Origin of the sequence: Reyranella sp., assembly GCF_965279465.1 — a bacterium.
In the GTDB taxonomy this organism is placed as follows: domain Bacteria; phylum Pseudomonadota; class Alphaproteobacteria; order Reyranellales; family Reyranellaceae; genus Reyranella.
In genome coordinates, this window is record NZ_OZ257242.1 from 5,774,356 (window position 1) to 5,796,456 (window position 22,101).

18 protein-coding genes are annotated in these 22,101 nt (G+C 66.1%); 10 read left to right on the forward strand and 8 right to left on the reverse strand.

The features are described from left to right. Nucleotides 1-41: 41 nt before the first annotated feature. The 5 genes from ACQY8M_RS28200 to asnB all read right to left on the reverse strand — a co-directional run bounded on the left by ACQY8M_RS28200 (nucleotide 42) and on the right by asnB (nucleotide 7,311). A complete protein-coding gene (locus ACQY8M_RS28200; protein WP_428662845.1) occupies nucleotides 42-1,193 on the reverse strand; it encodes a glycosyltransferase family 4 protein in 1,152 nt (383 codons plus the stop codon). Between the two features lie 248 nt (nucleotides 1,194-1,441). After that, entirely contained in the window at nucleotides 1,442-2,908 is a 1,467-nt protein-coding gene (locus tag ACQY8M_RS28205; protein WP_428662848.1) for a lipopolysaccharide biosynthesis protein, read from the reverse strand. A gap of 184 nt (nucleotides 2,909-3,092) precedes the next feature. After that, the gene (locus ACQY8M_RS28210; protein ID WP_428662851.1) at nucleotides 3,093-4,256 is read right to left on the reverse strand and encodes a glycosyltransferase family 8 protein; all 1,164 of its coding nucleotides are present in this window, start codon (nucleotides 4,254-4,256) and stop codon (nucleotides 3,093-3,095) included. Next, nucleotides 4,256-5,368, reverse strand: a complete 1,113-nt coding sequence (locus ACQY8M_RS28215; protein ID WP_428662854.1) for a glycosyltransferase family 2 protein — start codon at nucleotides 5,366-5,368, stop codon at nucleotides 4,256-4,258. Before ACQY8M_RS28215 ends, ACQY8M_RS28210 begins: the two co-directional genes overlap by 1 nt. After that, the gene (gene asnB / locus ACQY8M_RS28220; protein WP_428662857.1) at nucleotides 5,365-7,311 is read right to left on the reverse strand and encodes an asparagine synthase (glutamine-hydrolyzing); all 1,947 of its coding nucleotides are present in this window, start codon (nucleotides 7,309-7,311) and stop codon (nucleotides 5,365-5,367) included. Before asnB ends, ACQY8M_RS28215 begins: the two co-directional genes overlap by 4 nt. Nucleotides 7,312-7,455: 144 nt before the next feature. On the opposite strand from asnB, the gene ACQY8M_RS28225 reads away from it, so the two are divergent. After that, entirely contained in the window at nucleotides 7,456-7,656 is a 201-nt protein-coding gene (locus ACQY8M_RS28225) for a hypothetical protein (RefSeq protein WP_428662860.1), read from the forward strand. On the opposite strand, the gene ACQY8M_RS28230 is transcribed toward ACQY8M_RS28225, so the two are convergent. The 3 genes from ACQY8M_RS28230 to ACQY8M_RS28240 are packed head-to-tail and all read right to left on the reverse strand — an operon-like array spanning nucleotide 7,639 to nucleotide 10,649. Then, complete coding sequence (locus ACQY8M_RS28230) at nucleotides 7,639-8,601, reverse strand: NAD-dependent epimerase/dehydratase family protein (RefSeq protein WP_428662862.1); 963 nt, start codon at nucleotides 8,599-8,601, stop codon at nucleotides 7,639-7,641. The genes ACQY8M_RS28225 and ACQY8M_RS28230 overlap by 18 nt on opposite strands. Further along, on the reverse strand, nucleotides 8,598-9,869 hold the full coding sequence (locus tag ACQY8M_RS28235; RefSeq protein ID WP_428662864.1) for a glycosyltransferase family 4 protein: 1,272 nt from the start codon (nucleotides 9,867-9,869) through the stop codon (nucleotides 8,598-8,600). The genes ACQY8M_RS28230 and ACQY8M_RS28235 overlap by 4 nt, the downstream gene beginning before the upstream one ends. Nucleotides 9,870-9,872: 3 nt before the next feature. Continuing rightward, nucleotides 9,873-10,649 (reverse strand): exopolysaccharide biosynthesis polyprenyl glycosylphosphotransferase, encoded by a 777-nt coding sequence (locus tag ACQY8M_RS28240; protein WP_428662867.1) that lies wholly within the window; start codon nucleotides 10,647-10,649, stop codon nucleotides 9,873-9,875. A gap of 747 nt (nucleotides 10,650-11,396) precedes the next feature. On the opposite strand from ACQY8M_RS28240, the gene ACQY8M_RS28245 reads away from it, so the two are divergent. The 9 genes from ACQY8M_RS28245 (at nucleotide 11,397) to ACQY8M_RS28285 (ending at nucleotide 21,863) form a co-directional block, all read left to right on the forward strand. Then, on the forward strand, nucleotides 11,397-12,644 hold the full coding sequence (locus tag ACQY8M_RS28245) for a VanZ family protein (protein ID WP_428662869.1): 1,248 nt from the start codon (nucleotides 11,397-11,399) through the stop codon (nucleotides 12,642-12,644). Between the two features lie 251 nt (nucleotides 12,645-12,895). Continuing rightward, nucleotides 12,896-13,528 (forward strand): XrtA/PEP-CTERM system exopolysaccharide export protein, encoded by a 633-nt coding sequence (locus tag ACQY8M_RS28250; RefSeq protein ID WP_428662872.1) that lies wholly within the window; start codon nucleotides 12,896-12,898, stop codon nucleotides 13,526-13,528. Between the two features lie 3 nt (nucleotides 13,529-13,531). Beyond that, a complete protein-coding gene (locus ACQY8M_RS28255; protein ID WP_428662875.1) occupies nucleotides 13,532-15,007 on the forward strand; it encodes an XrtA system polysaccharide chain length determinant in 1,476 nt (491 codons plus the stop codon). 200 nt (nucleotides 15,008-15,207) lie between these two features. Next, nucleotides 15,208-15,993: a hypothetical protein gene (locus tag ACQY8M_RS28260; protein WP_428662877.1), complete on the forward strand. Its 786-nt coding sequence runs from the start codon at nucleotides 15,208-15,210 to the stop codon at nucleotides 15,991-15,993. Continuing rightward, entirely contained in the window at nucleotides 15,977-17,731 is a 1,755-nt protein-coding gene (locus tag ACQY8M_RS28265) for a TIGR03016 family PEP-CTERM system-associated outer membrane protein (RefSeq protein ID WP_428662879.1), read from the forward strand. Before ACQY8M_RS28260 ends, ACQY8M_RS28265 begins: the two co-directional genes overlap by 17 nt. Nucleotides 17,732-17,740: 9 nt before the next feature. Next, nucleotides 17,741-18,727 (forward strand): ExeA family protein, encoded by a 987-nt coding sequence (locus ACQY8M_RS28270; RefSeq protein WP_428662881.1) that lies wholly within the window; start codon nucleotides 17,741-17,743, stop codon nucleotides 18,725-18,727. Further along, the gene (locus ACQY8M_RS28275; RefSeq protein WP_428662884.1) at nucleotides 18,724-19,590 is read left to right on the forward strand and encodes an XrtA system polysaccharide deacetylase; all 867 of its coding nucleotides are present in this window, start codon (nucleotides 18,724-18,726) and stop codon (nucleotides 19,588-19,590) included. The genes ACQY8M_RS28270 and ACQY8M_RS28275 overlap by 4 nt, the downstream gene beginning before the upstream one ends. Before the next feature lies 1 nt (nucleotide 19,591). Next, nucleotides 19,592-20,638 carry a FemAB family XrtA/PEP-CTERM system-associated protein gene (locus tag ACQY8M_RS28280; protein WP_428662887.1) on the forward strand — a complete coding sequence of 349 codons (1,047 nt, stop codon included), beginning with the start codon at nucleotides 19,592-19,594 and terminating at the stop codon, nucleotides 20,636-20,638. A gap of 4 nt (nucleotides 20,639-20,642) precedes the next feature. Beyond that, nucleotides 20,643-21,863 (forward strand): TIGR03087 family PEP-CTERM/XrtA system glycosyltransferase, encoded by a 1,221-nt coding sequence (locus tag ACQY8M_RS28285; protein WP_428662890.1) that lies wholly within the window; start codon nucleotides 20,643-20,645, stop codon nucleotides 21,861-21,863. Nucleotides 21,864-22,101 lie beyond the last annotated feature (238 nt).

Genomic DNA, 22,101 nt, shown 5'->3' on the forward strand with positions numbered 1-22,101 from the left:
GGTCTGCATTGGTGCGCGCGATGACATGCGTACCGCATCAATCAGCGCCCCATGTCCTTCTTCCCGTCCAGCGCACGTTCGGCCAAGGCAACGACGCGGCACGCGTTGCCGGCCCAGGTGAAATCTCGTTGCAATATCTCCTCCCGCGCCGCAGTGCCGAGGCGTGCACGAAGCGCCGAGTCGCGCGCCAAGGTCTCGACCGCCTGCCACATCGTCTCAGGGCTGGCCGGGTCGAACAGCAGCGCTGTGCGGCCCTGCTCCAATACTTCGCGGATATTGGGCTGGTCGGGGGCAATGATGGCTCGCCCCGCCGCCATGTATTCGAACAGCTTCAGCGGCGAGGCATAGGGCACGGAGGCCGGCTGCAACGCGATGTCGAAGCCGGCCACCAGGCGCGGAATCTGCTCCCGGGTCGCAAGGCCGGTGAAGCGCACGCGATCGGCCAGTCCGAGTTCCGCGGCGAGTGATTCGAGATCGGCGCGCGCCGGCCCCTCCCCTACCACGGTGAGGTCAAGGCGCGGCGTTCCCTGCCAGGCGGCAAGCCCACGCAGCACACGGTCAAGCCCATGCCAGTGGCGCACGAAGCCGACGAAGCCGAGTTGCACTGCCTCGCTCGCCGCTCTTGCGGGAAGCTCGGCGAAATCCTGAAGGTCGATACCGTTCGGCACCACTGCGACGCGCGTGCGCGGCACGCCCGCCTTGGTCACATGGTCGGCCAATACCTCTGTGACAGGCAGGACGATGTCCGCACGGCGCCAGACGAAGTGCTCAGCGGCATGGGCCAGGCGGTTCAGCCGAAGGCCGCCGAAGCGGGCGCGTTCCTCGGCGAGCGGCGAATTCACTTCCAACAGAAGTGGCACGCCACGACGCCGGGCCACCCAGCTTCCTGCCATATGGAAGAGGTTGGCACGCTCATAGATGATGTCTGGGCAGAAATCCCGCGCCGCCCGCGCCAGCCGCGCCGTGGAGACCAGGCCATAGGCCATCTCCGCCAACTCGCGCAGCGCACCGGGCAGCAGGCGCCGGATACGTGCGAGAGCCGGACTTTCGCCGCCCAGCGCTACCGCATCGTACGCCGGCGGGCCGACGACGCAGACCTCGTGCCCGGCAGCGCGCAATGCGGCGACCAGCGCGTCGATATGAACGCCCTGCCCGTCGTGTGATTGGATCCGATGGCTGTAGAGGATGCGCAAACTAGGCTCCGTCCGCTGCGCGGCCCGACGCGCGCATCTTGCTCGGCAAGCAGGCTTGACTCCAGGTCGTTGCCCAGACCGGTCGTCCGGAAGATAGGAAGGTTTGCAGCTCGACAGGAACTGGTGTTTGCAAGGCCCCTTCGCCCCATGGTCGAACTGAGCATCGCCATCGCACCACGCTGGCCAATCGACGTGCATGGCACGGCGCTCATCGAATCCGCGCAGGCGCCGCGGCGCGAAGGGGACCCTCATGAGGACCATCGGCGGAGGCGACGGCCGACGAACTCCGTCCCGTTCCACAACTCTTCCCGCAAAGGGTGCCCCGACAGGAGGAGACCGACCAACCACCCCGCAGCAGCACCGGCGAGCGCGAGAGCCAGTGCCGAATGCGAGATGCTGAAACTGAACCCGCCTTGCAACACGATGACCAGCGCCGGCACCGCCGAAGAGCAGATCGCGACGACGATGCTGCGCCAGACCGCCGCCGCGATGTCGGCCCAGGAAACACCGATCCTCCGCCCGATGAAGCTGACGGCGACGAAGACCTGCATCGGCGCGGTTACCAATTGTGTCGCGGCCACCGTTTCCAGACCGAAGGGCGATGCCACAAGAATCAGAAGCATGGACGGGGGCAGCGATATCAGGCTCATCCAGAGCGTGTCGCGCACACGGCCAAGTGCAACGAGCGTTGGGTAGGTCATGAAGGCGGGAAACATCGCGAGCGCCGCGAGCGCCATGATGCGGACCAGGGGTGCGACTTCCTTCCACTGCTCCCCATACAGGATGAGCACCGCAGGCTCGGCGAGCAAGGCGAGGCAGAGCAGGATCGGCCATTGCAATGCCGACATGTGGGAAAGCGCGAGAAGGTAAGACGGCTTCAGATCGACACCGGCCTGGGTCTGCCGTGACAGCGCGGGAAGGAGCACAGGACTGAAAGCGCTGATGACCAACCGGTCGGGCAACTGGCAGAGCGAAGCGGCCCGTCCGAAAAGGCCAACAGCCGCCAATCCGATACTCCTCCCGATGATAAGCTGTGGCAGGTGTTCGTAGAAGACGTTGAGAATGGCCGTCGCCGTCGAGACGGTGCCAAACTCGAACGGCTCCCTCCATCCGCGCAGGGAGACGCGGAAGGCCGTGAAACAGGGACGCACGACCCATCCCATCAGGACGCCGGACGCGGTTGAAGCGAGCGCGGCCCACGCCAAGCTCATCACTCCATGCCCAAGCAGAGCAAGGCCAACGACGACGACGAGGTAAATCGCGGTCCCCAGCAGGCTAATTCCCGCTAATATGTCGAAAGAGAGGTCCCGCAGGAGGAGGCTTCGGCTTGGAAGCCCGAAAGGACCTAACAGCATATTGACGGCAAAGAGAGGCATAAGTTGCCGGAACCGAGCATCGTCGTACCATTCGGCAATAAATGGCATTCCTACCAGGATGACCAATGCACACAGCGCCGAGGTGGCGAACAACGTAGTAAACGCTGTGCGAAGGTGTTGATCGGTCAGCTGCTTGACCTGAACCAAGTAATTGCCGGTGCCGAATTCGCGGAAGATGTCCGCCAGGATTACGAACGACATCGCAATGGAAAAGATTCCGAAATCCTGCGGCGTAAGGAGTCGTGACAAGATGATTGACGTCACGAAGCTGACAGCAATCGAGGCGTAGCGTTCCACTGCCGAGAAGGCGAAGGAACGGCGGATACCGTTGCTCATCATCCAGCTCCTTCATCCGCAGCCGATCGGGCGTCAAGCTGCGGAAGCGAGGCGGGCAGGCAGCGGCCCGCCTCGGCATTTCGATCTGCCGCAACCGTGCCGCGGCAGGATACGACGCTGATCGACCGCCGATGCACGCAGCCAGTGACGACGCAAATGTCGCGCGGCCGACGTCTGCAGACTGGTGTCACGGCATGTCTCTCTGGACTGGGTCGACGGCGTCCGGCCAAGCTGGGCGGGAGAGCCCAGCATCAGGCCTGTAACGCCGCCCTGCCTTTGGCGCGCCGGTCGTGGTTCGCCGGAAGACCTTTGAGACGGCATCGGTCCTCAGCAATGAAGCAATCCAGCCTACTGCCTGCCAGCTGCGAAAAATCACGCGGCCTGCATTCGTGCTTTCCAGGAAGCGCTTGTACGGCAAGGACGATCCGCAGGCATTGGCGATGCGGTTGTACAGCGCTTCCGGCAGATCATCGATTGACTGCCGCATCGGCGCGCCGTTCCAAGCCGTCATGGCCAGGTAACGGCGGTAAATCGCGCGCTGCGGCGTGTATGCGGTCGATATCCAAGGCTTCTGCGGAGTGGTGTAGTGAATGATGGCAGGGTCGCGGGTCGCAACCGCAATAGCCTTCCGCTCTCGCGCGGAGAATGACCGGTTCGTCTCGAACATCCTCGCCTGGCAGTTCCAGCGGAATGGCAGAATGCGGGTCTCGGCATGAAGCAGGGCGTTGATGGCGTCCTGATCGTGATAGCGGAGCCTATCTCCCTCATGCTCAGCGTAGGCAATGATGCTGGCAGCCAAGTCATGGTCGCGCCAGCGTTTGACGTTAATGAGAAGCACCCCGGCGTTCACATAGGTTGCACTATCCGGCATCCCGAGCACTCTCGGTCGCTCAGCCCCATAAGGGTCCGGCACAGCCGCCAATGCGTAGTCGCCGAGATCAACCTCCCAGAGACCATCCAAGGTGGACACCACCACGAGGTCGCAGTCGAGATATATGATCTTCTCGCAGTCAGGCGGGAGTGTATCGAGCGCTAGAATTCTGAGATAGGTCTCGACCGTGATGTGCCCCGACGTAGGCAGTGCGTTGAACCCCTCCAGTCCGAAGTGCTTGATAGTCACCTTCGCATCGGGATGATAGGGAAGGATGCTGACAAGCTTGCGCTCGGCCGCGGCATCCTGGCCGCTCGAGACGACGGTGATATCCAAAGAGTGCCGTTGGTTATTTTTCAGCAGCGATGCTATTGCCACGGCCAGATGCTGATAGAATCTGGGATCGCAGCAGAACATCACGCGGATCGGCTGACCGGGTTCGGAGGAACTGGCTACCGTTGCATCGCCAAGCAGGGTCATCACAGTATCCCTCCATGCCTCGGAGCGATCACAGTTCCACGCAAAACCGCTTTCGCCCTACCGTAACTCTGGCACAACTTCCATCCGACGGTGCGCTTGGCAGCGGTCCTCCACCACCGCTTGGTGCGCACGACCGTTGGGTCGATCTCCAACGCGACAGCCGCAAGTCCCGCTGCATCGGCCTCCATTCCTTGGTCGAACCAGCAATCGGATGCGACAACCACTTCCTCCGCCAGCCGGCGCATCGCGCTTCGCGCGAGGTCCCCGGCGCCGGGAACGTGCTCGGCCTGCCGTTCGAAAAACCGGCGGAACGCCAGTGCGCGCTGCTGGTAGTCCGGTATCAATCGATCTACATGGTATTCATGACGCATATTGGAAGCGTGGATGCGTGTAATGGCGGTTGGCGCACCTAAGATGCCGACGTCGGCATGCGCGGCCAATCGGAGCCACATCTCCAGATCTCCACTATGCGGAAGCTCGGGCAGGTAACCTCCGAGCCGCTGCTGCAACGTCGTCCGCACGATCACACCCGAGGCCGGCACCAAGCATATGGGCCGACGGCATAGGCTCGCGATGAAATCTCGGCCAGTTGTCACCGAGCCACAGGGGTCGGCGGCACGTGCCTGGGCCATCGCCGCCTCGCCATTCACGCTACCATCAACGTGGCAGAGCGCTCCGTAAACGAAACCTACTTCCGGCCGGGCTTCCATGAGGGCAATGCTGCGCGACAAGGCCAAAGGGGCAAGTAGATCGTCGGCGGAGACCAACACCATGTATGGCGCGGATGCCCAGGCGATGCCGTCATTGTAAGTGGCGGTATGCCCCTTGTTCACCGGATGCGCGAAGACAGAGACGCGGGAATCCCGCGCCGCGAGGCGGCGTGCCTCCTCCAATGAGCCATCCGTCGAGGCGTCGTCGATAATGAGCACGCGGACCTGAACGCCGTCCTGGGACAGTATGCTGTCCACGCACTGCTCCAGGAAATGCCCGTAGTTGTAGCAGGGAATGAAGACGTCGACGCCCATGGTCGTGGTGGCGGACATCGCGGATAAAGGCGAGGATCCGCGCAAGGCCATGGTCATCGCGGGTCCACTCATATCCTTGCCACTCATGGCGCCGCCTCCGCATGTGCTACTTCCCGCGAAGGCTGCTCAGCCTGCTGCCCTGCGAGGAATCCTTCCATCATCAGCAGATGCCACAGTGCCTGGCTATGATCCGCCGCACCGGAGGCATGTCGATCCACCAGCTGTCTCAGCGCCTGCAGATCGAACAGTCCGCTCTCGGCCATCGGCCCACCCGTCAGCCGCGCCCTGAGCTGCAGCCCGGCGGCGCGGAAATGCCCGCTGAGTTCCGCTGCGAAACCGCGCTTGCGCCGCTGCAGCAGGTCCGGCGGCAACAGCGACGCGGCAGCCTCGCGCAGCACGCGCTTGCCGACGCCGCCGCGCAGCTTCGCCTCCGCCGGCAGCGTCATGCCCCAGCTTACCAGGTCCGGGTCCAGTAGCGGCGGGCGCACCTCCAGTGACACCGCCATGCTGGTGCGGTCTACCTTGGTCAGGATGTCGCCAGGCAAATAAGTATGGAGATCGGCATATTGCGCCTGCAGCAGTGGGTCTTCCGGGTCGCATTCTTCCATCAGCGCCGCAAAGCGCGCCGAGGGATCATGACCCGTCACCGCGGCGCGCTGAGCGGGCGAGAGCAGCGCCCGCCGCCTTTCCTCCGCCAGCTTGCAAACCGTACCATAATAGCCGAGCGCGCTGTCCAGGCTGATCTCGGTCAGCGTCGTCTTGGCACGCAGCCAGCGCGGCGCGCGGTCCAGTTTCGGATAAGCGCGGGCGAGCGCGCCTACCGCGCCGCGTCGCACCCCGGCCGGCAGCAGTCGTCGCACCGCCTCGGCCATCATGTGGAAGCGATAGCGGCGATAACCGGCGAATACCTCGTCACCGCCGTCCCCGGACAGCGCCACCGTTACATGGCGCCGCGCGAGGCGCGCCACCGCCAGGGTCGGCACCGCAGAATGGTCGCCGAACGGTTCGCCGAACAGGCGGGGAATCTGGCGTGCCATGGCGAGGTAATCCGCGGCCGCACCATCCTCGGAGACATGGCGCGTCCCATAGCGCCTGGCCACCATCGCGGCGTCCGGCCGCTCATCCGCCGCGCCGGCGAAGCCGATGGTGAAGGTGGCGAGCGGCTCGCCTGCGGCCATCGCCGCGAGGCCAGTCACTGCACCGGAATCGATACCGCCCGAGAGGAAGGCACCCAACGGTACGTCGGCCATCATCCGGGCCCGCACCGCAGAATCAAGGCGCCGCTGCAATGCCCCCGCGGCATCGGCGTCGCCAGCGCCGGCCGTGCGCGGCGGCGCCCAGAAGCGGCGCTGGATCGACCGCACCTCCCCTCGGCCGAGAAGCATCAGATGTCCCGGCGGCAGGCGGCGGATGGCGGAATAGATGGTCGCCGGGTCCGGCACGTAGCCGAGGGCCAGGAAGTCGTCGAGCGCCACCGGATCAAGGCGGCGCGGCAGATCGGGCAGCGCCGTCAGCCCGCCGATCTCCGAGGCAAAGGCGAAGCGGCCGTCTGGCAGCCAGGCGTAGTGTAACGGCTTTTCGCCGAGCGGGTCGCGCGCCAGCAGCAGCCGCCCCGCCCCGCGGTCCCACAACGCGAAGGCGAACATGCCGACCAGCCGGGCCGGCATATCCGCGCCCCATTCCTTCCAGCCATGGAGCAGCACTTCGGTGTCGGAACGACTGCGGAAGACATGGCCGCGCGCCTCGAGCGTCCGGCGCAGAATCTCATGATTGTAGATCTCGCCATTGAAGGTGACGATCACCGTCCCGTCGTCCGTGGCCATGGGTTGCGCCCCACCGGCCAGATCCACGATGGCCAGCCGCCGGTGGCCGAAGCCGAGATGCGGCTCAGCATGGAAGCCTTCGCCGTCTGGGCCACGATGGCGCTGTGCATCGGTCATCGCCCGCAGGGTTCGCACGGGCGGATGCGCGGGCTGAAAAGGGTGGAACAGGCCTGCTATTCCGCACATTGGAGCAACCCTTTCCGGCATGGCGCGTTCACCACGTCGCCACTACAAGTAACAAAATAGATTGCGTTCCCGACTTGCCGTTGGCCTACCCGTGCTGGTAGCGACAAGCCGTACCGGAAGGCGTCGGGCCACCGGCGACGCGGTCTCATGGTGCGAGGATTCTGCGTGTCCATTGCCAAGAAGGTGGTCGAAGCCCCCGCCGGCAAGAAGGTCATCGAAACCCATGCCGGGCGGGTCCAGTCGCGGCGATTGCACGCCATGCTGCGGACGCCGTGGCCGTGGCCGCGCGCCGTGATCGTCATTTTCCTTCTATCGCTGCTGCTCTGGGGCGGCATCGTGGCCATCATATCATTCGCTTTCGACTAGCTCGGCAGCCGCCAGCGGCAGCCGCCCGGCGCGCATCCAACCGACTACGTCCCGCAACCCCTCGAGCAGTCCCAACGGCTCGTCGAGATCAAGCGCCGCACGTGCGGCTTGCGGCGCGCCGAGCGAATGGCGCACCTCTCCGGCGCGGCCGGGCGCGTGGCGAATAACAGGTACCTTGTGACAGGCTTCGGCCAAGGTCTGCGCCAGATCCAGCACCGTGGTGCTGCGCCCGGTGCAAACATTGAACACCGGCGCCGCGGTATCCGCCCGGGCCATGCCGGCCCGCAGCGCCGCCACGACCGCCGAGACATGCACGAAATCGCGGGTCTGCATCCCGTCGCCGAACACCGTCAGCGCCTCGCCGCGCAGCAGCCGGTCGGCGAAGATGGAAATCACCCCCGAATAGGGCGAGGCCGGGTCCTGTCGAGCGCCATAGACGTTGAAGAAACGCAGCCCGAGCGTCGGTATGCCGTGCACCGTGCCGGCGACCCGCGCCTCGAGCTCGCAGCCGAGCTTGTCGGCGCCATAGCCGGAAAGCGGCCGGGTGTCGGCCGTCTCCGCCAGCGGGACCGCGTCGTTGCTGCCATAGACGGCGGCGGAGGAGGCGTAAACCACCGGTATGCCTCCCACCGCCCGCGCCGCGTCCAGCAGCGCGACGAACGCCGAGAGATTCACCCGGTGCGTTTCCCGCCACTCCCGCACGCCGCGCTCAACCGAGGCGATGGCGGCGAGGTGGAAGCAGCCGGCAACGCCGTCCATGGCGCGCGCCAACAGCTCCGGGTCGCCCACATCCCCGACCAGCAAACGTGCACCGGGGACGAGGTTTTCGCGCCGCCCCGTGGACAGGTTGTCCAACACCCGCACGCGCTGCCCCGCCGCGACAAGGGCGGCGCAGAGATGCGAGCCGATGAAACCGCAACCGCCGGTGACCAGCCAGAGAGTCATGCCGCGCCCCTCCGCATCGCCAGCAAGCCGGCGAAAAGCTCGGCTTGCCCGCGCGTCGTCTCACCCCATCCGAAGCGTTCGGCATGGGCGCGGGTGGCACGGCGGGCCGGCGGGTCGGCCAGAATCTGCCGTAGCGCTTGGGCAATCGGCCCAGGGCCGACCTCGTCCAGCACCAGCCCGGCCTCCGGCGCCGAGATGGCTTCGCGGCTGCCCCAGGCCGGTCCGGCAACCACCGGCGTGCCGCAGGCCATCGATTCCAGCATCACATTCGCCCAGCCCTCGCGCGTAGAGGCGAGCACCAGCGCATCGGCCGCGCCGTAGAGCTTGGCGAGTTCATCATGGGGCCGGGCGCCCAGCAGGTGCACCCGTCCGGCCACGCCCAGCCGCTCGGCCAGCGCCGCCAGGGCGCGGCGCTCCGGGCCCTCGCCGGCAACCAGCAGCGTGGCGCCGGGCAGCTCCGCCAGGGCGCCGATCACGTGATGATGCCCCTTCCTCTCGATCAGATGCCCAACCGAGAGGATAACTGGTCCCGAGAGGCCCAGTTTCATCCGCAATGCGTCACGATCCATCGGCGGCGTGAAGCCGTCGAGATCGACTCCGTTGCGCAGCACCGTCACCTTCCCCGGCGCCGCACCCAGGGCAATCAGCCCCTTGGCGAGACCCGCGCTCACCGCGATCAGCGCATCCGCATCGCGTAGCGCGGTGCGGATCAGCCGGCGCGGACCCGCGAAGTGTGGCAGGTGGCTGGTGTCCGAACCGCGCGCGGTGATCACCACCGGCAATCCGGCCTCGCGCGCAAGCCACGTCGCGGCGACGCCGTCCGGGTAGAGATAATGCGCATCGATGGCGTCGAAGCGCTCGCCCTCGGCCAACAGCTGGGCGAGTGCCGAGCGGCCGGCGCGCAGCAATGCCCAGGGGCCGGTATACATGCCAAGGCGCGGCGGCGCCGCGTATCGCGGATGCAGAACGCGCAGGCCGTATCGCATCTCCTCGGCCGGCGCCGCGGCGCAGCGCGCCCAGTCACCGAACCGCGCATCGCGCGAGGGGAACCAGGGTACCGGCGCGATCACCGTGCTGGTCGCTGCACCGCTTGCTACCAGGTGGCGCAGCCGGTTCTCGACGAAGATGCCGTGGTTCGGCTGCGCCGCGTTGGGGTACAGCGTGCTGAAGGTCAGCAAGCGGAGCGGTGCGGCGGCCCTGCGCTCGGCCTGAGCGGGAAAGGGCAGAATATCAGCCGTCGCGGTGGCCAGGGAGGACAGACGAGCCATGACTCAGCGTGCTCCCGCCCGCAGCACCACCACCCGCACCGTGGCGAGGATGATGCGCAGATCCAGCCACAGGCTGCGCCCCCGGATGTACCACAGGTCATACGACAGCTTGTCCCGCGCATCCTCGATCGAAGCGCCGTAGGGGTGTTTCACCTGCGCCCAGCCGGTCAGGCCCGGGCGCACCGCGACACGGTCCGCGTAGTGCGGGATGGCGGCAATGAGCTTCTCGACGAACTCGGGCCGCTCGGGCCTCGGGCCGACGAAGGCCATTTCGCCGCGCAGGATGTTGATGGCCTGCGGAATCTCATCGATGCGCGTGAGGCGGATGAAACGGCCCACCCGCGTCACCCGGCTGTCACGCGCCGCGGCCCAGACCGCCGTGCCGGGCTTCTCGGCATCGACCGTCATGGAGCGGAACTTCAGGATATGGAAGCGGCGGTGGTGCAGCCCCACGCGTTCCTGGCGGTAGAAGACCGGCCCGCGTGAGTCGAGCTTGATCGCCAGCGCGACCAGCAGCAGCAGCGGCAGTGTCCCCAGCAGCAGGGCGAGGCTGGCGGAAATGTCGAGGGCGCGATGAAGGACGTGCTCCAGTGCGCCCTGGCGCAGGGCGCGGGTCCCACTCAGCCAGGTCTTGGGCAGGATTTCTGGTACCACCTGCCCTTCCGCGCTCACCATGACGGCGACCTTCCCGCCCGAAAAGTCCCGCGCCGCCCCGATTACGTTGCCACCACGGAAATCGTGATCGTGGAGTACGGCCCCAGGAACGTTCAATACGGACATGGATTCTCCTTCCCATAGCGGCGACACCCCCAACGGTTGCGCACGCTTTGCCCAGCTCTTGGCGGGCCACCGTATCCACATCGCATGCAGATTGGCATCCAAGCCGAATAGGTACCTCCGATGTGCCCGGCTGACGGTAGCCAGAGCCAACCAAAGGCGCGTCAAGCTCCAAGACGTCGTTGCTGTCGCCGCCAAACAGTGCTCCATTCCCGCCGCAATCGGGCAGTCAATGCCGGCAGGCCCGGAGCCGGATCCTGCCAGTGCCGGTGCCGGCAATCACACTGGCCTTGGCTTTGCCGGTGCCGGCAATGACCTTCCTCCGGGCTTTGGCCGGCGGCCGTCGATCGCGGCCGTACCGATCGAGGTCCACGGCTTCACGTTCGACGGCGTCAAAGCAACCGGTGCGTGCACCGCCTTATTGCCGTACGCCAACTCGGCTGATTCGGGGAGGTCATCGCGGCTCTGGCGGCGCATTGCACTTGCCATACCCAGCAACTATCCCAGTAGGCGGAGCCACGGGAGCTGCCTGTCCACCGTCCGGCGAAGGCGCAAATTGGCGCCTGAAACGGCAAAAAGCGCGCCCGGCGGCCCCAAGTGTGGCCCTCGCCACAAACCCATATGTTCCCATCTCAAGGAGCAATAACCATTTGTTACGAAGGGATTAACCGGTCACGCTTCACTCGTGAGTGCTACCCCTTGTGAAGACGATCCCTCGACGCTCGATGGCGGCAATATCGGCGTCGCCGGATGCCGGTGTCCGATTCGGGAAGCGGCATGGACTTCGCCTCGAGTTATCGCAGGCAGTCCAATGCCCGGTCTTTGCAGGCGGTTCACTTGAATCAACAACATCATCGGCGAACAGCAAGCTTCGGATTGATAACGGCAATCATCATTGCCGTCATTGCGCACGGTTCCCTGTATCCTTTCCAATTCCGTATCCCGGCGACGGGCGACGGCCCGATAAGCGCCCTCATGCGTTCCGGAATGGCCAGGTCCGGCCGGGGCGATCTCATCGCCAATGTCCTTCTTTACATGCCCCTTGGTTGCTTCGGAGTTCTATCGCTCCCTCGCTGCCTCCGGGTGCGGCTCCTTATTGTCGCCGTCTTTGGAGCCTTGCTGTCGGCGAGTGTGGAACTCATTCAGTATTTCGAGGCGGAAAGAGTGACGAGCGCCGCGGATCTCTACGCGAACCTGGCGGGGACGATACTGGGCGGCCTGGGCGCAACGTTGCTCTCGCGCCCCTGGCGCGTCCCGTTGACGGCGGTATTTTCGCCAAAGCCGATACCATTGGCCCTGATCGCGGCATGGACCGGATACCGGCTGTACCCCTATGTGCCTACCATCGACCTGCACAAGTACTGGAATGCCCTCAAGCCCATCGTCCTCCATCCTGTTCTCTCGTTCGAATCGCTCTACAGCCATACGACGATATGGTTGACGATTTTCGCGCTGATCGGAACGCTTGTCGGGCAACGTGGCGCGGCAATGCTTTCCGTTCTGTTTTGTGGGTTCGTCCTGACGGCCCGTGTGCTGATCGTCGGGACGGTGCTCAGCGTTTCCGAGGTTGCGGGCGCTGCTGCTGCAATTTGCCTTTTGCCGCTTCTACATCGTCTTTCCAGCCGGCAGAAGGCGGCTTCGTTGTTTGCCTTGCTGGGCGTGACCGTCCTCATCGGACGACTGCAGCCGTTCGAGTTCGCGCCGATGCCACGGGATTTCGAATGGATGCCATTTCTCAGCTTGATGAGGGGATCGCTAGCGGTCAACGTCATGTCGCTTTTCGAGAAATCTTTCCTGTATGGCAGCTTGATATACCTGTTTATTGAAGCCGGCGGGCGGCTCCCGACTGCCGCGCTCGTCGTCAGCCTTACTCTTTTCGCCACGAGCTGCACGCAAATGTACTTGCCTGACCGTTCTGCCGAAATTACAGACGCGGTGATCGCGCTATTGCTTGCGATCGGCTTTGCGCTCACCCGCGAGACTCCACGAAGCGCTTGAACACGGCATAGGCCCTGCACAGTCGGCGGCAAGCTCCCGCACCAGGCAATAGCGGCAGAATTCCGGCGGGGCGCCGCTTATGTCGCCTCAATTCTCTATCCGGCACCCCATTAAGCTATTGATTGTCCAAAAGAGTAGTCCAAAAGAGCCGATCCTGTCGTCTCCCTCTACGTTGCGATCTGCATTCGACTTTGCGTACGTTCGCTGGAGCAGGCACGGCATCCGGTGCCATTGCTTTGGGGATAGGGTCAATGCGGTCACCAAATGTCTTGCACTATGTCGTCACGGTTCTCGCTCTCTCGGCGATGGGCTGCACAAATCCCGGCACGGCACCGCCCAACAGCGCCGCCGTGCCGACCGGAGCGGCCGCGCCCGAATATGTGATCGGCCCCGGCGATAGCCTCGACGTCGTCGTCTATTCGTCGCCCGAGTTGAGCACGACCGGCCTGCCGGTACGTCCGGACGGACGCATCTCGACTCCCCTGGTGCCCGACATCGTTGCCGCCGGCCGGTCGCCCACCGAGCTCGCCACCGACATCAAGGCGCGTCTGCTGCCCTATGTGTTCGAACCCAATGTCACGGTGATGGTGCGCAACTTCGTCGGCGCCCCGGCACAGCAGGTGCGCATCATCGGCGAGGCTGCCCAGCCGCGCACCATGCCCTATCGCGAAGGCATGACCGTCGTCGATGCCATCATCGAGGCGCGTGGCCTGACCCGCTATGCGGCCGGCAATCGCGCGGAGATCATCCGCCGCGGCGGCGCCGGCACGGCGCCGAGCAACCTGCGCGTCCGCCTCGACGACCTGATGCGCGGCGGTGACATGAGTCAGGACGTGCCGCTTCGCCCGGGCGACACCATCGTGATCCCGCAGGGCTGGTTCTGAGCCGTGGCTGTCATCGACCTCGTCCGCCGCTACGCCGCAGCAGCCTGGCGGCACCGCTGGAAGGCCGTGGCGCTGATCTGGCTGGTGGCGCTGATCGGCTGGACTGCCGTGCGCATGCTCCCGGACCGCTACGTCTCCACCGCGCGCGTCTACGCCGACGCCGATGCGGTTCTCGGCATGCTGCTGCGCGGCATCGCCATGGACAATTCACCGGCCGCGCAGGTCGAGGTGCTGCAGCGCACCCTGGTCAGCCGACCCAACCTCGAACGGATGGTCGACCGCTCTGCGCTGTCCCAACGCATCGCCGCCGGCGCCGACCGCGAGAAGGTCGTCCAGGCGCTGGCTCGCGATCTTCGCTTCGGCGGTCAGACCCGCAATCTTTTCACCGTCGAGTATATGGACACCGATCCTCGCATCGCACAGAATGTGGTGCAACAGGTAGTGGATCTGTTCCTTGAGCTTGCCAAAGGCTCGGACCGCCGCCAGATGGAGAGCGCCCGCGCGTTTCTGCTTCAGCAGCTCGCCGCGTACGAACAGCAGCTCCAGGAAGCCGAGCGGCGGCGCGCGGAATTCACCGCACGCTACCAGGACCTGCTGGCGATGAACGGCAACAGCTCGCGCCTCGACGCGGTGCGCGCGCGCATCCGGTCGCTGCGCGGTGAGCTGTGGGATACGACCAACCGCCGCAAATTGCTGAATCAGCAGATCGCCGACATGAAAGACGCGGCGCCCGCCGCGACTACTGCGGCATCCGTCGCCGACGCAGAGCAGCGCCTGCTGGTCTTGCGCCGGCGCTATACCGATCTGCATCCCGAAGTGACCGCGGCTCGCGGCGCCCTGGAGGCTGCCCGCGCCGTAGGCAGCGGTAGCACGGCCACCGGCACGCCGCTCCCCAACCCGGCGCGCGAGCAACTGCAAGTGCGCCTGATCGATACCGAGACCCAAATCGCCTCTCTGGAACGCCAGTTGCGCGAAGTGGAATCGGACAGCGACCGGCTGGAAGAGATGGCGCGCAACGCGCCCGAGGCCCAGGCGGAATTTGCCAACCTTGACCGTGACTATAACGTCATTCGGCGCAACTACGAGGAACTGCTGGCTCGCCGTGAGTCGATGAACATCGCCGAGGCCGCCCGCACTGGCACCGACCGCGTGACGCTCGAAGTGGTCGATCCGCCGACGCTGCCGACCGCCCCTGCCAGCCCCAAGCGCCTGCTGATGGCGGCCGGAGTGCTGCTGGCGGCACTCGGTGCCGGGGGCGCGCTGCTGTTCCTGCAAGTGCAACTCGACACTTCGTTCTATACGTTGCGCGAGCTGCGTCGCATCGGCCCGCCGGTGCTCGGCACCCTCTCCGCTCCGCTACGTAGCCGTCTGCGTAGCGCTGACGTCGTGCTTGTCGTCGCCTGCCTGCTGCCGCTACCTCTTGGCCTCATCGTTGCGGCTATTGGACCGTACGAATTCATGGCAAAGTTCATCGCATGACGCCCACCTTCCCTCGGCGCTCCCACCTGGTCGAGCGTGCCGCCGATGCAGCCCGCGCCGCCATCGCGGCCGATACGCTGCCCGCTCGCATGCCGCGACCACTTCTGGCGCCCGTGGGGACGCTCCCCCTGGTAGCTGAAACGGCGCCACCACGCCCGCCCTTGGCGTCAATCGAGACGCCTCCCGCGGCAGTCGAAACAATGGTGCCGCCGGCCGGCTGGAGCCAAGCCGCCGCTCCCCTCCAGCGCAACGACCTCGCACCCATTGCCGGTGCGCTGCTGCATCGCGCCGGCCTCGTCGACGCGGCAAGCCCAGCGTGGGAAGAGATCGCTCTGATCCGCGAGCAGGTGCTGCGCAGCATCGAGGCGACGCCTCCGGCCGAGGGACGGCAAGCGCGACTGGTGGTGATCACCAGCAGCCGCAGCGGCGAGGGCAAGTCGTTTACCGCGCTCAACCTCGCCGCAAGCATCGCCGAGGGAGCGCATCGCCCCGTGATCCTGGTAGATGCCGAGCGGAGTGCCGGCTCGCTCACCGACCTTCTCGGCCTGCGCGATGCCCCGGGTCTCGGGCAGCTACGCGATACGGATGATCCCGACCCTATCGGATTGCTTCGGCGCACCGAAATCCCCGACCTGTTCGTCCTGCCGCATGGTGCGGTTCAGCCTGCGGGCGCACAGAGCAGTGCCATGACAGACGCATTGCTCCATCTCGCCAAACGGCTATCGGACCACATCATCCTCCTCGACACGCCAGCCTGCCTGGAATCCAGCATCGCCGGCGTGCTCGCCACGGCGGCCGGTCAGGTCGCGCTGGTGGTCGAGGCGGAACGCACCAAGCGGGCGGAGGTGGAAGCGGCCCTCGACATCCTCGATGCCTGTCCGACGCTGCAACTCGTCCTGAACCGCTCGGCGCTGCGGGTTAGCGACCGCTTCAGGGCGCGCGCCGCGCACACTGGCAATGTGGCGGCCGGTGCTCATCAAGCCTGACCCAACCCTGCCGGCCTGCCTGGTGATAGCGCTGCTGGTCGCCCTGCCTGCCGGCGCGCAGAACACGCCATCGGCGAATAGCGGGACACCGAAACCCGTCGCCACTGAAGATGGCGGCGCCACGCCAGCGACGCCGCCAACCTTGGAATCGCCGGCGATCGGCTCGCTCGACGGCCGCGATACCCCGCTCTCTGCCCGCCCATCAGAAGGCGGCGCGCTGCCGGGTTTCGCGACGACCGCGCCGGGCCTCGGTGTTGCCGGCATCAGCACGTCCGATCTCGGCAACCGACCCTATGCCATCCGACCCTCGATCGGGGTCGGGGTTCTCGCCACGGACAATCTGTTCCAGACGAGCTCCGACCGACGCAGCGATATCGTCACCACCCTGGCGCCGAGTATCGAAGCCGCGGTTTCCACAGTTCGCCTGTCCGGAAGCCTGCGCTACACGCCGGCGCTGCGCCTTTATGCTTCCGATACCAGCCAGAACGGCCTGGACCAGGTTGGCGACGGACAGCTCCTCGCCGCGTTGATTCCCGGGACGCTCTATCTCGACGCGCGGGGGACGGCCAATGTGGTGCCAGCAACAGCGGGGTTGATCCCCGGCAGCGGGCAGATGGTCACCGGAAGCAACACCGTGCAGACCTACACGACACAGGTCACGCCCTTTCTGGTGCACAACTTCGGCAGCGCCGCCTCATCCCAGCTCGGTTATTCCTTCCAGTATTCGGGGCAGAACGGGGCTGTTTTCAACAACAGCGACTTGGCCAGCTCCAACGCGACCTCAAACTTCACCGCGCACCGCGGCTTCGCGGTATTGCGCAGCGGCGAAGATCTCGGCCGCCTGGCGCTGCAGGCGCGCGTCGACGGCATCTGGTACGTCGGCGACGGCATATATGAAGGCTCCCACAACTTCGTCGCCGGGCTCGGAGCGCGCTACGCCATCCTCCGAAGCGTCGCCGTCGTCGGTGATATCGGCTATGAGAACCAGTATTATGGCGGGACCGACCCGATCAGTATCGAGGATGCGGTCTGGTCGGTCGGGCTGCGGCTGACTCCGAGTCCGGATTCTTTCGTCATCGTGCGATACGGTCACCGGAACGGTTTCAACTCCTTCAGCCTGAATGCAGGTGTCGCTCTCGGGGTGCGCACCAGCCTTTTTGCCACGTATAGCGACACGCTCGGTACGTCGCTGACCCAGGGCCAGAACCTGCTCGCAACCACGACCACCGATGCGCTCGGCAACACGGTGGACAACCAGTCCGGTGCGCCTGTCGTACTGATCAATGCTTTCCTCGGTCTGACCAACACGCTCTACCGGATGCGCACCGGTACGGTGTCGCTGAACCATCGCTGGACGAGAGACAACTTCACCCTTTCCGGCACCTGGCAGGATCAGGATCCTGTTACCTCTGCTAGCAGCACTATGCTCGGCACCTCCAGCAACGGAGGCTATGCGGCCTTCAGTTGGGCGCATGATTTCTCGCCAAACACCACCGGGACGGCGACGGCGCAATATGGGCACGTCAACGGGGGACAAATCGGCTCCGGTAACACCAGCTTCGGGCAAACCGTCGTGGGCGACACGGATACCTATGCTTTAGCGGCAACGCTGTCGCACCGGCTTAGTGAAAAGCTCACCGCCGGCATTCAAGCCGCCTGGACCAGCACCACCTCCCCGGTGGCAGGCCAGGGCTACACGCAGGGCGTCATTCGCGCCGGCTTGCGACGAACCTTCTGAGGCAGCGCCATGAATCTCGAACAATACGGATTCCGCGAGCCACCCTTCCGGATGACCCCGGATGTGCGGCTGTTCTTTCCCAGCACGGCGCACGGCCGGGCCTATGCGCATCTGCTTTACGGCCTGTCGCAGCGCGAGGGCTTCGTTGTCGTCACCGGCGAGGTCGGTTCTGGCAAGACCACGCTGATCGAACGGCTCTGCGCCGAATTCGCCGCCAAGGACCATGCCATGGCGCGGGTGATGACGACACAGGTCGATCCCGTGGAGCTACTGCGCCTCGTCGCCATCGCTTTCGGCGTCCCGGCCGGGGGCGGCAAGGCGGAGCTGCTGGAGGGCATCATCGCCGCGCTCCGCCGCGGCGTCGCCGAGAGGGGCCGACGGCACGTCCTCATCGTGGACGAGGCGCAGGCCCTGCCGGTCGCCTCGCTCGAGGAGCTGCGCATGCTTTCCAACGTGACCGAGGGCGCGCGGGCGCTGCTGCAGGTGCTGCTGCTCGGGCAGCCGCAGCTCCGCCACACCCTGGCGCGGCCGGATCTCGACCAGCTCCGCCAGCGCGTCCTCGCCGCCTATCACCTTGCCGCCCTGACGCGCGAGGAGACTCATCTCTACGTCCGGCACCGCATGACCTCGGTAGGCTGGACCGGTTATCCAGCCTGGGAGGACGCGGCACTCGACCTGGTGCATGAGCATTCCGGCGGAATCCCGCGGCGGATCAACCGACTCTGCGCCCGGGTGCTGGTTGCCGGCGCCCTGGAACATGCCGCGGTGCTGACTGCCGAACTGGTCAGCGTCACCGCAGACGAGCTGTCGCAGGATCTCGGCGCAATCTGCGCCGAGGCCCCGCCGCCGGAGAGCCAGGAGGACCGCACGACGACGTTGCGCACCCTCACCGAGCGTCTGGGCCAGCTGGAACGCACGTTGGGGAACCGTGAACCCCCGCCTCGCCGCCTGCGGAAGCTATGGGCGCCGTTCGCCATCCTTGGAGGCCGCCCATGAGCCCGATACGCAACGCCATGTCCGTCGATGTCGAGGACTGGTTCCAGGTCCAGGCCTTCGCCGGCATCATCGCGCGCGACAGCTGGGACGCGCGCGAACGACGCGTGGAGGCGAACACCCATCGCGTGCTCGACCTCTTCGCCGCCGCCGACGTGCGCGCCACCTTCTTCACCCTGGGCTGGGTCGCTGAACGGCACCCGGCCCTGATCCGCCGTCTCGTTGCCGAGGGCCATGAGCTGGCAAGCCACGGCCATGGCCACGAACAGGTAAATGCCATCGGCGAGGCCGCGTTCCGCGCCGACATCCGGCGCGCCCGAGCGATCCTGCAGGATATCGGCGGCGTGCCGGTGATCGGCTATCGCGCCCCGACCTTCTCGATCAGCGCGAGGCACACCCCGTGGGCGCATGCGGTGCTGGCAGAAGAGGGCTACCGCTACTCCTCCTCGGTTTTCCCCGTGCGCCACGACCTCTACGGCGACCCCGATGCTCCGCGCCGGCCGCACCGGCCGCGCCCGGATGGCGTCGCCGAGATACCCATGACGACCGTACGGGCTTTCGGGCGCAGCTTGCCTTGCTCTGGCGGCGGCTGGTTCCGCTTGATGCCCTATGGGTTGACGCGCCACGGCCTCCGCCGCGTCAACGCGACCGAGGGCCAGCCCGGTGTGTTCTATTTCCATCCGTGGGAGATCGACCCCGGCCAACCCCGCGTCGAGGGAGCCGGGCGACTTTCGCGCTTCCGCCACTATGTCGGGCTTCCCCGGACGGAAGCGCGGCTGGCGCAGCTCCTGCGCGATTTCAAATGGGGGCCTGTAGACGAAGTGTTCGGCGCCTCGATTGCCGCGCCGCAGATCGAGGCAGCCTGACATGTCGGTCCGCATTCGCCCCCTCGACGAGACCAATGCCGGCGCCTGGGATGCTTTCGTGCGTGCCCGGCCGGAGGGCAGCTTCTTCCATCTTTCGGCCTGGGCCCGGGTGATCGCACGGAGTTTCGGGCATTCTACTCATTACGCGCTGGCCGAACAGGATGGCGCGGTTGTCGGCGTGCTGCCGCTGGTGCGCATGAAGACCCTGCTGTTCGGCGATGTGCTCGCCTCCACGCCTTACTGCGTCTATGGCGGCGCAATCGCCGCCACGCCGGAAGGCGGCGCCGCGCTCGATGCGCATGCCCTCGAGCTGCAGGCGAGGCTTCGCGCGCCGTGCCTGGAATATCGCCGCCTCGGCGCGGCCGACCCAGGATGGGTCGAAAGGCCGGCGCTTTACTACACATTCCGCAAACCGATCGCCGCCCTCACCGGCGACGAGGCCAAGGACATGGCCGCCAACATCCCGCGCAAGCAGCGCGCCGAGGTTCGCAAGGGGCCGAAACGTGGTCTCGAGACCCGCACCGACCGCGATGTCGAGACGCTTTTCCGGGTCTATGCGGAGAGCGTGCGCAACCTCGGCAGCCCGGTCTTTCCCAAGCGGTACTTCCGCGCGCTGCTCGAGGCCTTCCCCGAGGAATCGGACGTCACCACGGTGTGGCACGATGGCCAGCCGGTGTCCTCCGTGCTTTCCTTCCATTTCAAGAAGGAGGTACTCCCCTACTACGGCGGCGGCACGCGGGGAGCGCGCGGCCTTGCGGCGGCCGACGTGATGTACTGGGAGGTGATGCGCCGCGCGGCACGGGACCGCGGCGCCACGATGTTCGATTTCGGCCGCAGCAAGGCCGATACCGGCGCCTTCGCCTTCAAGACAAACTGGGGCTTCGAGCCGGAGCAGCTTCATTATTGCTATCGCCTCGCGACGGGCGCGAAGGTGCCGGACAACAACCCGAACAATCCGAAGTACCGCTATTTCATCTCGGCCTGGAAGCGGTTGCCGTTGCCAGTGGCCAACGCGATTGGCCCGCATCTTGTGCGCGGCCTGGGCTGAACTCATGGGCAAGCCGCGGCTTTTGTTCCTCGCGCATCGCATCCCCTATCCGCCCGACAAGGGGGAGAAGATCCGCGCATGGCACATGCTGGAGCATCTGACGCGGGACTGGGCGGTGGACCTCGGCTGCATGGTGGACGATCCGGCGGACGCCCAGCACTTGCCTGTCCTGCATGGCTGCTGTGCGGAGGTCCATGCCGCACCTGTGACGCGCAACGGACGCATCGCCCGTACCCTGTTCGGCACGCGGCCCGGGCAGCCGCTGAGCCTCGCCTGGTTCCATGAGCCTGGCCTCGCACGCTGGGTGCGTGCCGGCCTCGGCGCGCGGCGCTACGAGGCGGTGCTGGCCTATTCCTCGGCCATGGCGGCCTATGTGCCGCCGGGGCCCGGGGGGCCGCTCTGCATCCTCGACATGGTGGATGTGGATTCCGAGAAATGGCGCGCTTACGCCGCTTCCGAGAGCGGGCCCAAGCGGCTCGTCTGGGCGCGCGAGGCGCGCACCTTGCTGGCCTTCGAGCGCCGCGTCGCGGCGCATTTCGATCGCACCCTGCTGGTCTCGGAGCAGGAAGCGAAGACCTTCGCCACGCTCGCGCCCGAGGTCGCGTCCCGGATAGACTGGATGGAGAATGGCGTCGATATCGCGCGCTTCGATCCGGAATGCCACGGGTCCGACCCCTTCGCGGCCACATCGCCTGCCATCGTCTTCACTGGCACGATGGACTACCGCCCGAATGTCGAGGCGGTGAGCTTCTTTGCCACTAAAGTGATGCCACATTTGGCGTCGCTCTCGCCGGCGCCGCATTTCCACATCGTCGGCGCCAATCCATCGCCCGCGGTGCGGGCGCTGGCCGAGCTGCCGCGCGTGCACGTCACGGGCAGCGTGCCGGATATGCGGCCCTACCTCGCACATGCGGCGGTCGCGGTGGCGCCGCTGCGCATCGCGCGCGGCATCCAGAACAAGGTACTGGAGGCTATGGCGATGGCACGCCCCGTGGTCGCCTCGCCGGAGGCACACGAGGGCGTGCGGGCCGTTGCCGGACGCGACCTCCTGGTGGCGGACGGCGCGGAAGCGATGGCAGCGGCGGTGACGCAGGTGCTGGCCGGCAGAATGCCCGGCCTGGGCGCCGCAGCGCGCGCCGCCGTGCTGGCCGGACACGACTGGAAGGCGACGCTGGCGCGGCTGGACGGCATCGTGGAAGCGGCATCGCGGAGCAAGGCCGCCTGAACCGGACGGGCGCAGCCCCGTCGGATCATCCCGCAGGCGACCTGCGACCTTGTAGCGAGCCGATTGGCAGCAAGCCTTTGGCGTACGTCCGAGCTTGCCGGCCTTCCGTCGAGGATTGCCGCCGGATTGCGGGCAAAGTTGCACCAGATACAACGAATAGCGGTGCGGACAGGGGGGGATTTCGAGACTCCCGCGATGGGGCGCCCCTGCCTCCACTCCGGGCCCGAGTGGACTTTGG

Excerpts from the sequence above, each read along its gene's own strand:
- ACQY8M_RS28205 (WP_428662848.1), bottom strand. The coding sequence starts at position 2,908 with ATGATGAGCAACGGTATCCGCCGTTCCTTCGCCTTCTCGGCAGTGGAA.
- asnB (WP_428662857.1), bottom strand. The coding sequence starts at position 7,311 with ATGCCGGAAAGGGTTGCTCCAATGTGCGGAATAGCAGGCCTGTTCCAC.
- ACQY8M_RS28245 (WP_428662869.1), top strand. The coding sequence starts at position 11,397 with ATGCCGGTGTCCGATTCGGGAAGCGGCATGGACTTCGCCTCGAGTTAT.
- ACQY8M_RS28210 (WP_428662851.1), bottom strand. The coding sequence starts at position 4,256 with ATGACCCTGCTTGGCGATGCAACGGTAGCCAGTTCCTCCGAACCCGGT.
- ACQY8M_RS28235 (WP_428662864.1), bottom strand. The coding sequence starts at position 9,869 with ATGGCTCGTCTGTCCTCCCTGGCCACCGCGACGGCTGATATTCTGCCC.
- ACQY8M_RS28230 (WP_428662862.1), bottom strand. The coding sequence starts at position 8,601 with ATGACTCTCTGGCTGGTCACCGGCGGTTGCGGTTTCATCGGCTCGCAT.
- ACQY8M_RS28270 (WP_428662881.1), top strand. The coding sequence starts at position 17,741 with ATGAATCTCGAACAATACGGATTCCGCGAGCCACCCTTCCGGATGACC.
- ACQY8M_RS28250 (WP_428662872.1), top strand. The coding sequence starts at position 12,896 with ATGCGGTCACCAAATGTCTTGCACTATGTCGTCACGGTTCTCGCTCTC.
- ACQY8M_RS28215 (WP_428662854.1), bottom strand. The coding sequence starts at position 5,368 with ATGAGTGGCAAGGATATGAGTGGACCCGCGATGACCATGGCCTTGCGC.
- ACQY8M_RS28280 (WP_428662887.1), top strand. The coding sequence starts at position 19,592 with ATGTCGGTCCGCATTCGCCCCCTCGACGAGACCAATGCCGGCGCCTGG.
- ACQY8M_RS28275 (WP_428662884.1), top strand. The coding sequence starts at position 18,724 with ATGAGCCCGATACGCAACGCCATGTCCGTCGATGTCGAGGACTGGTTC.
- ACQY8M_RS28240 (WP_428662867.1), bottom strand. The coding sequence starts at position 10,649 with ATGTCCGTATTGAACGTTCCTGGGGCCGTACTCCACGATCACGATTTC.
- ACQY8M_RS28260 (WP_428662877.1), top strand. The coding sequence starts at position 15,208 with ATGGTGCCGCCGGCCGGCTGGAGCCAAGCCGCCGCTCCCCTCCAGCGC.
- ACQY8M_RS28285 (WP_428662890.1), top strand. The coding sequence starts at position 20,643 with ATGGGCAAGCCGCGGCTTTTGTTCCTCGCGCATCGCATCCCCTATCCG.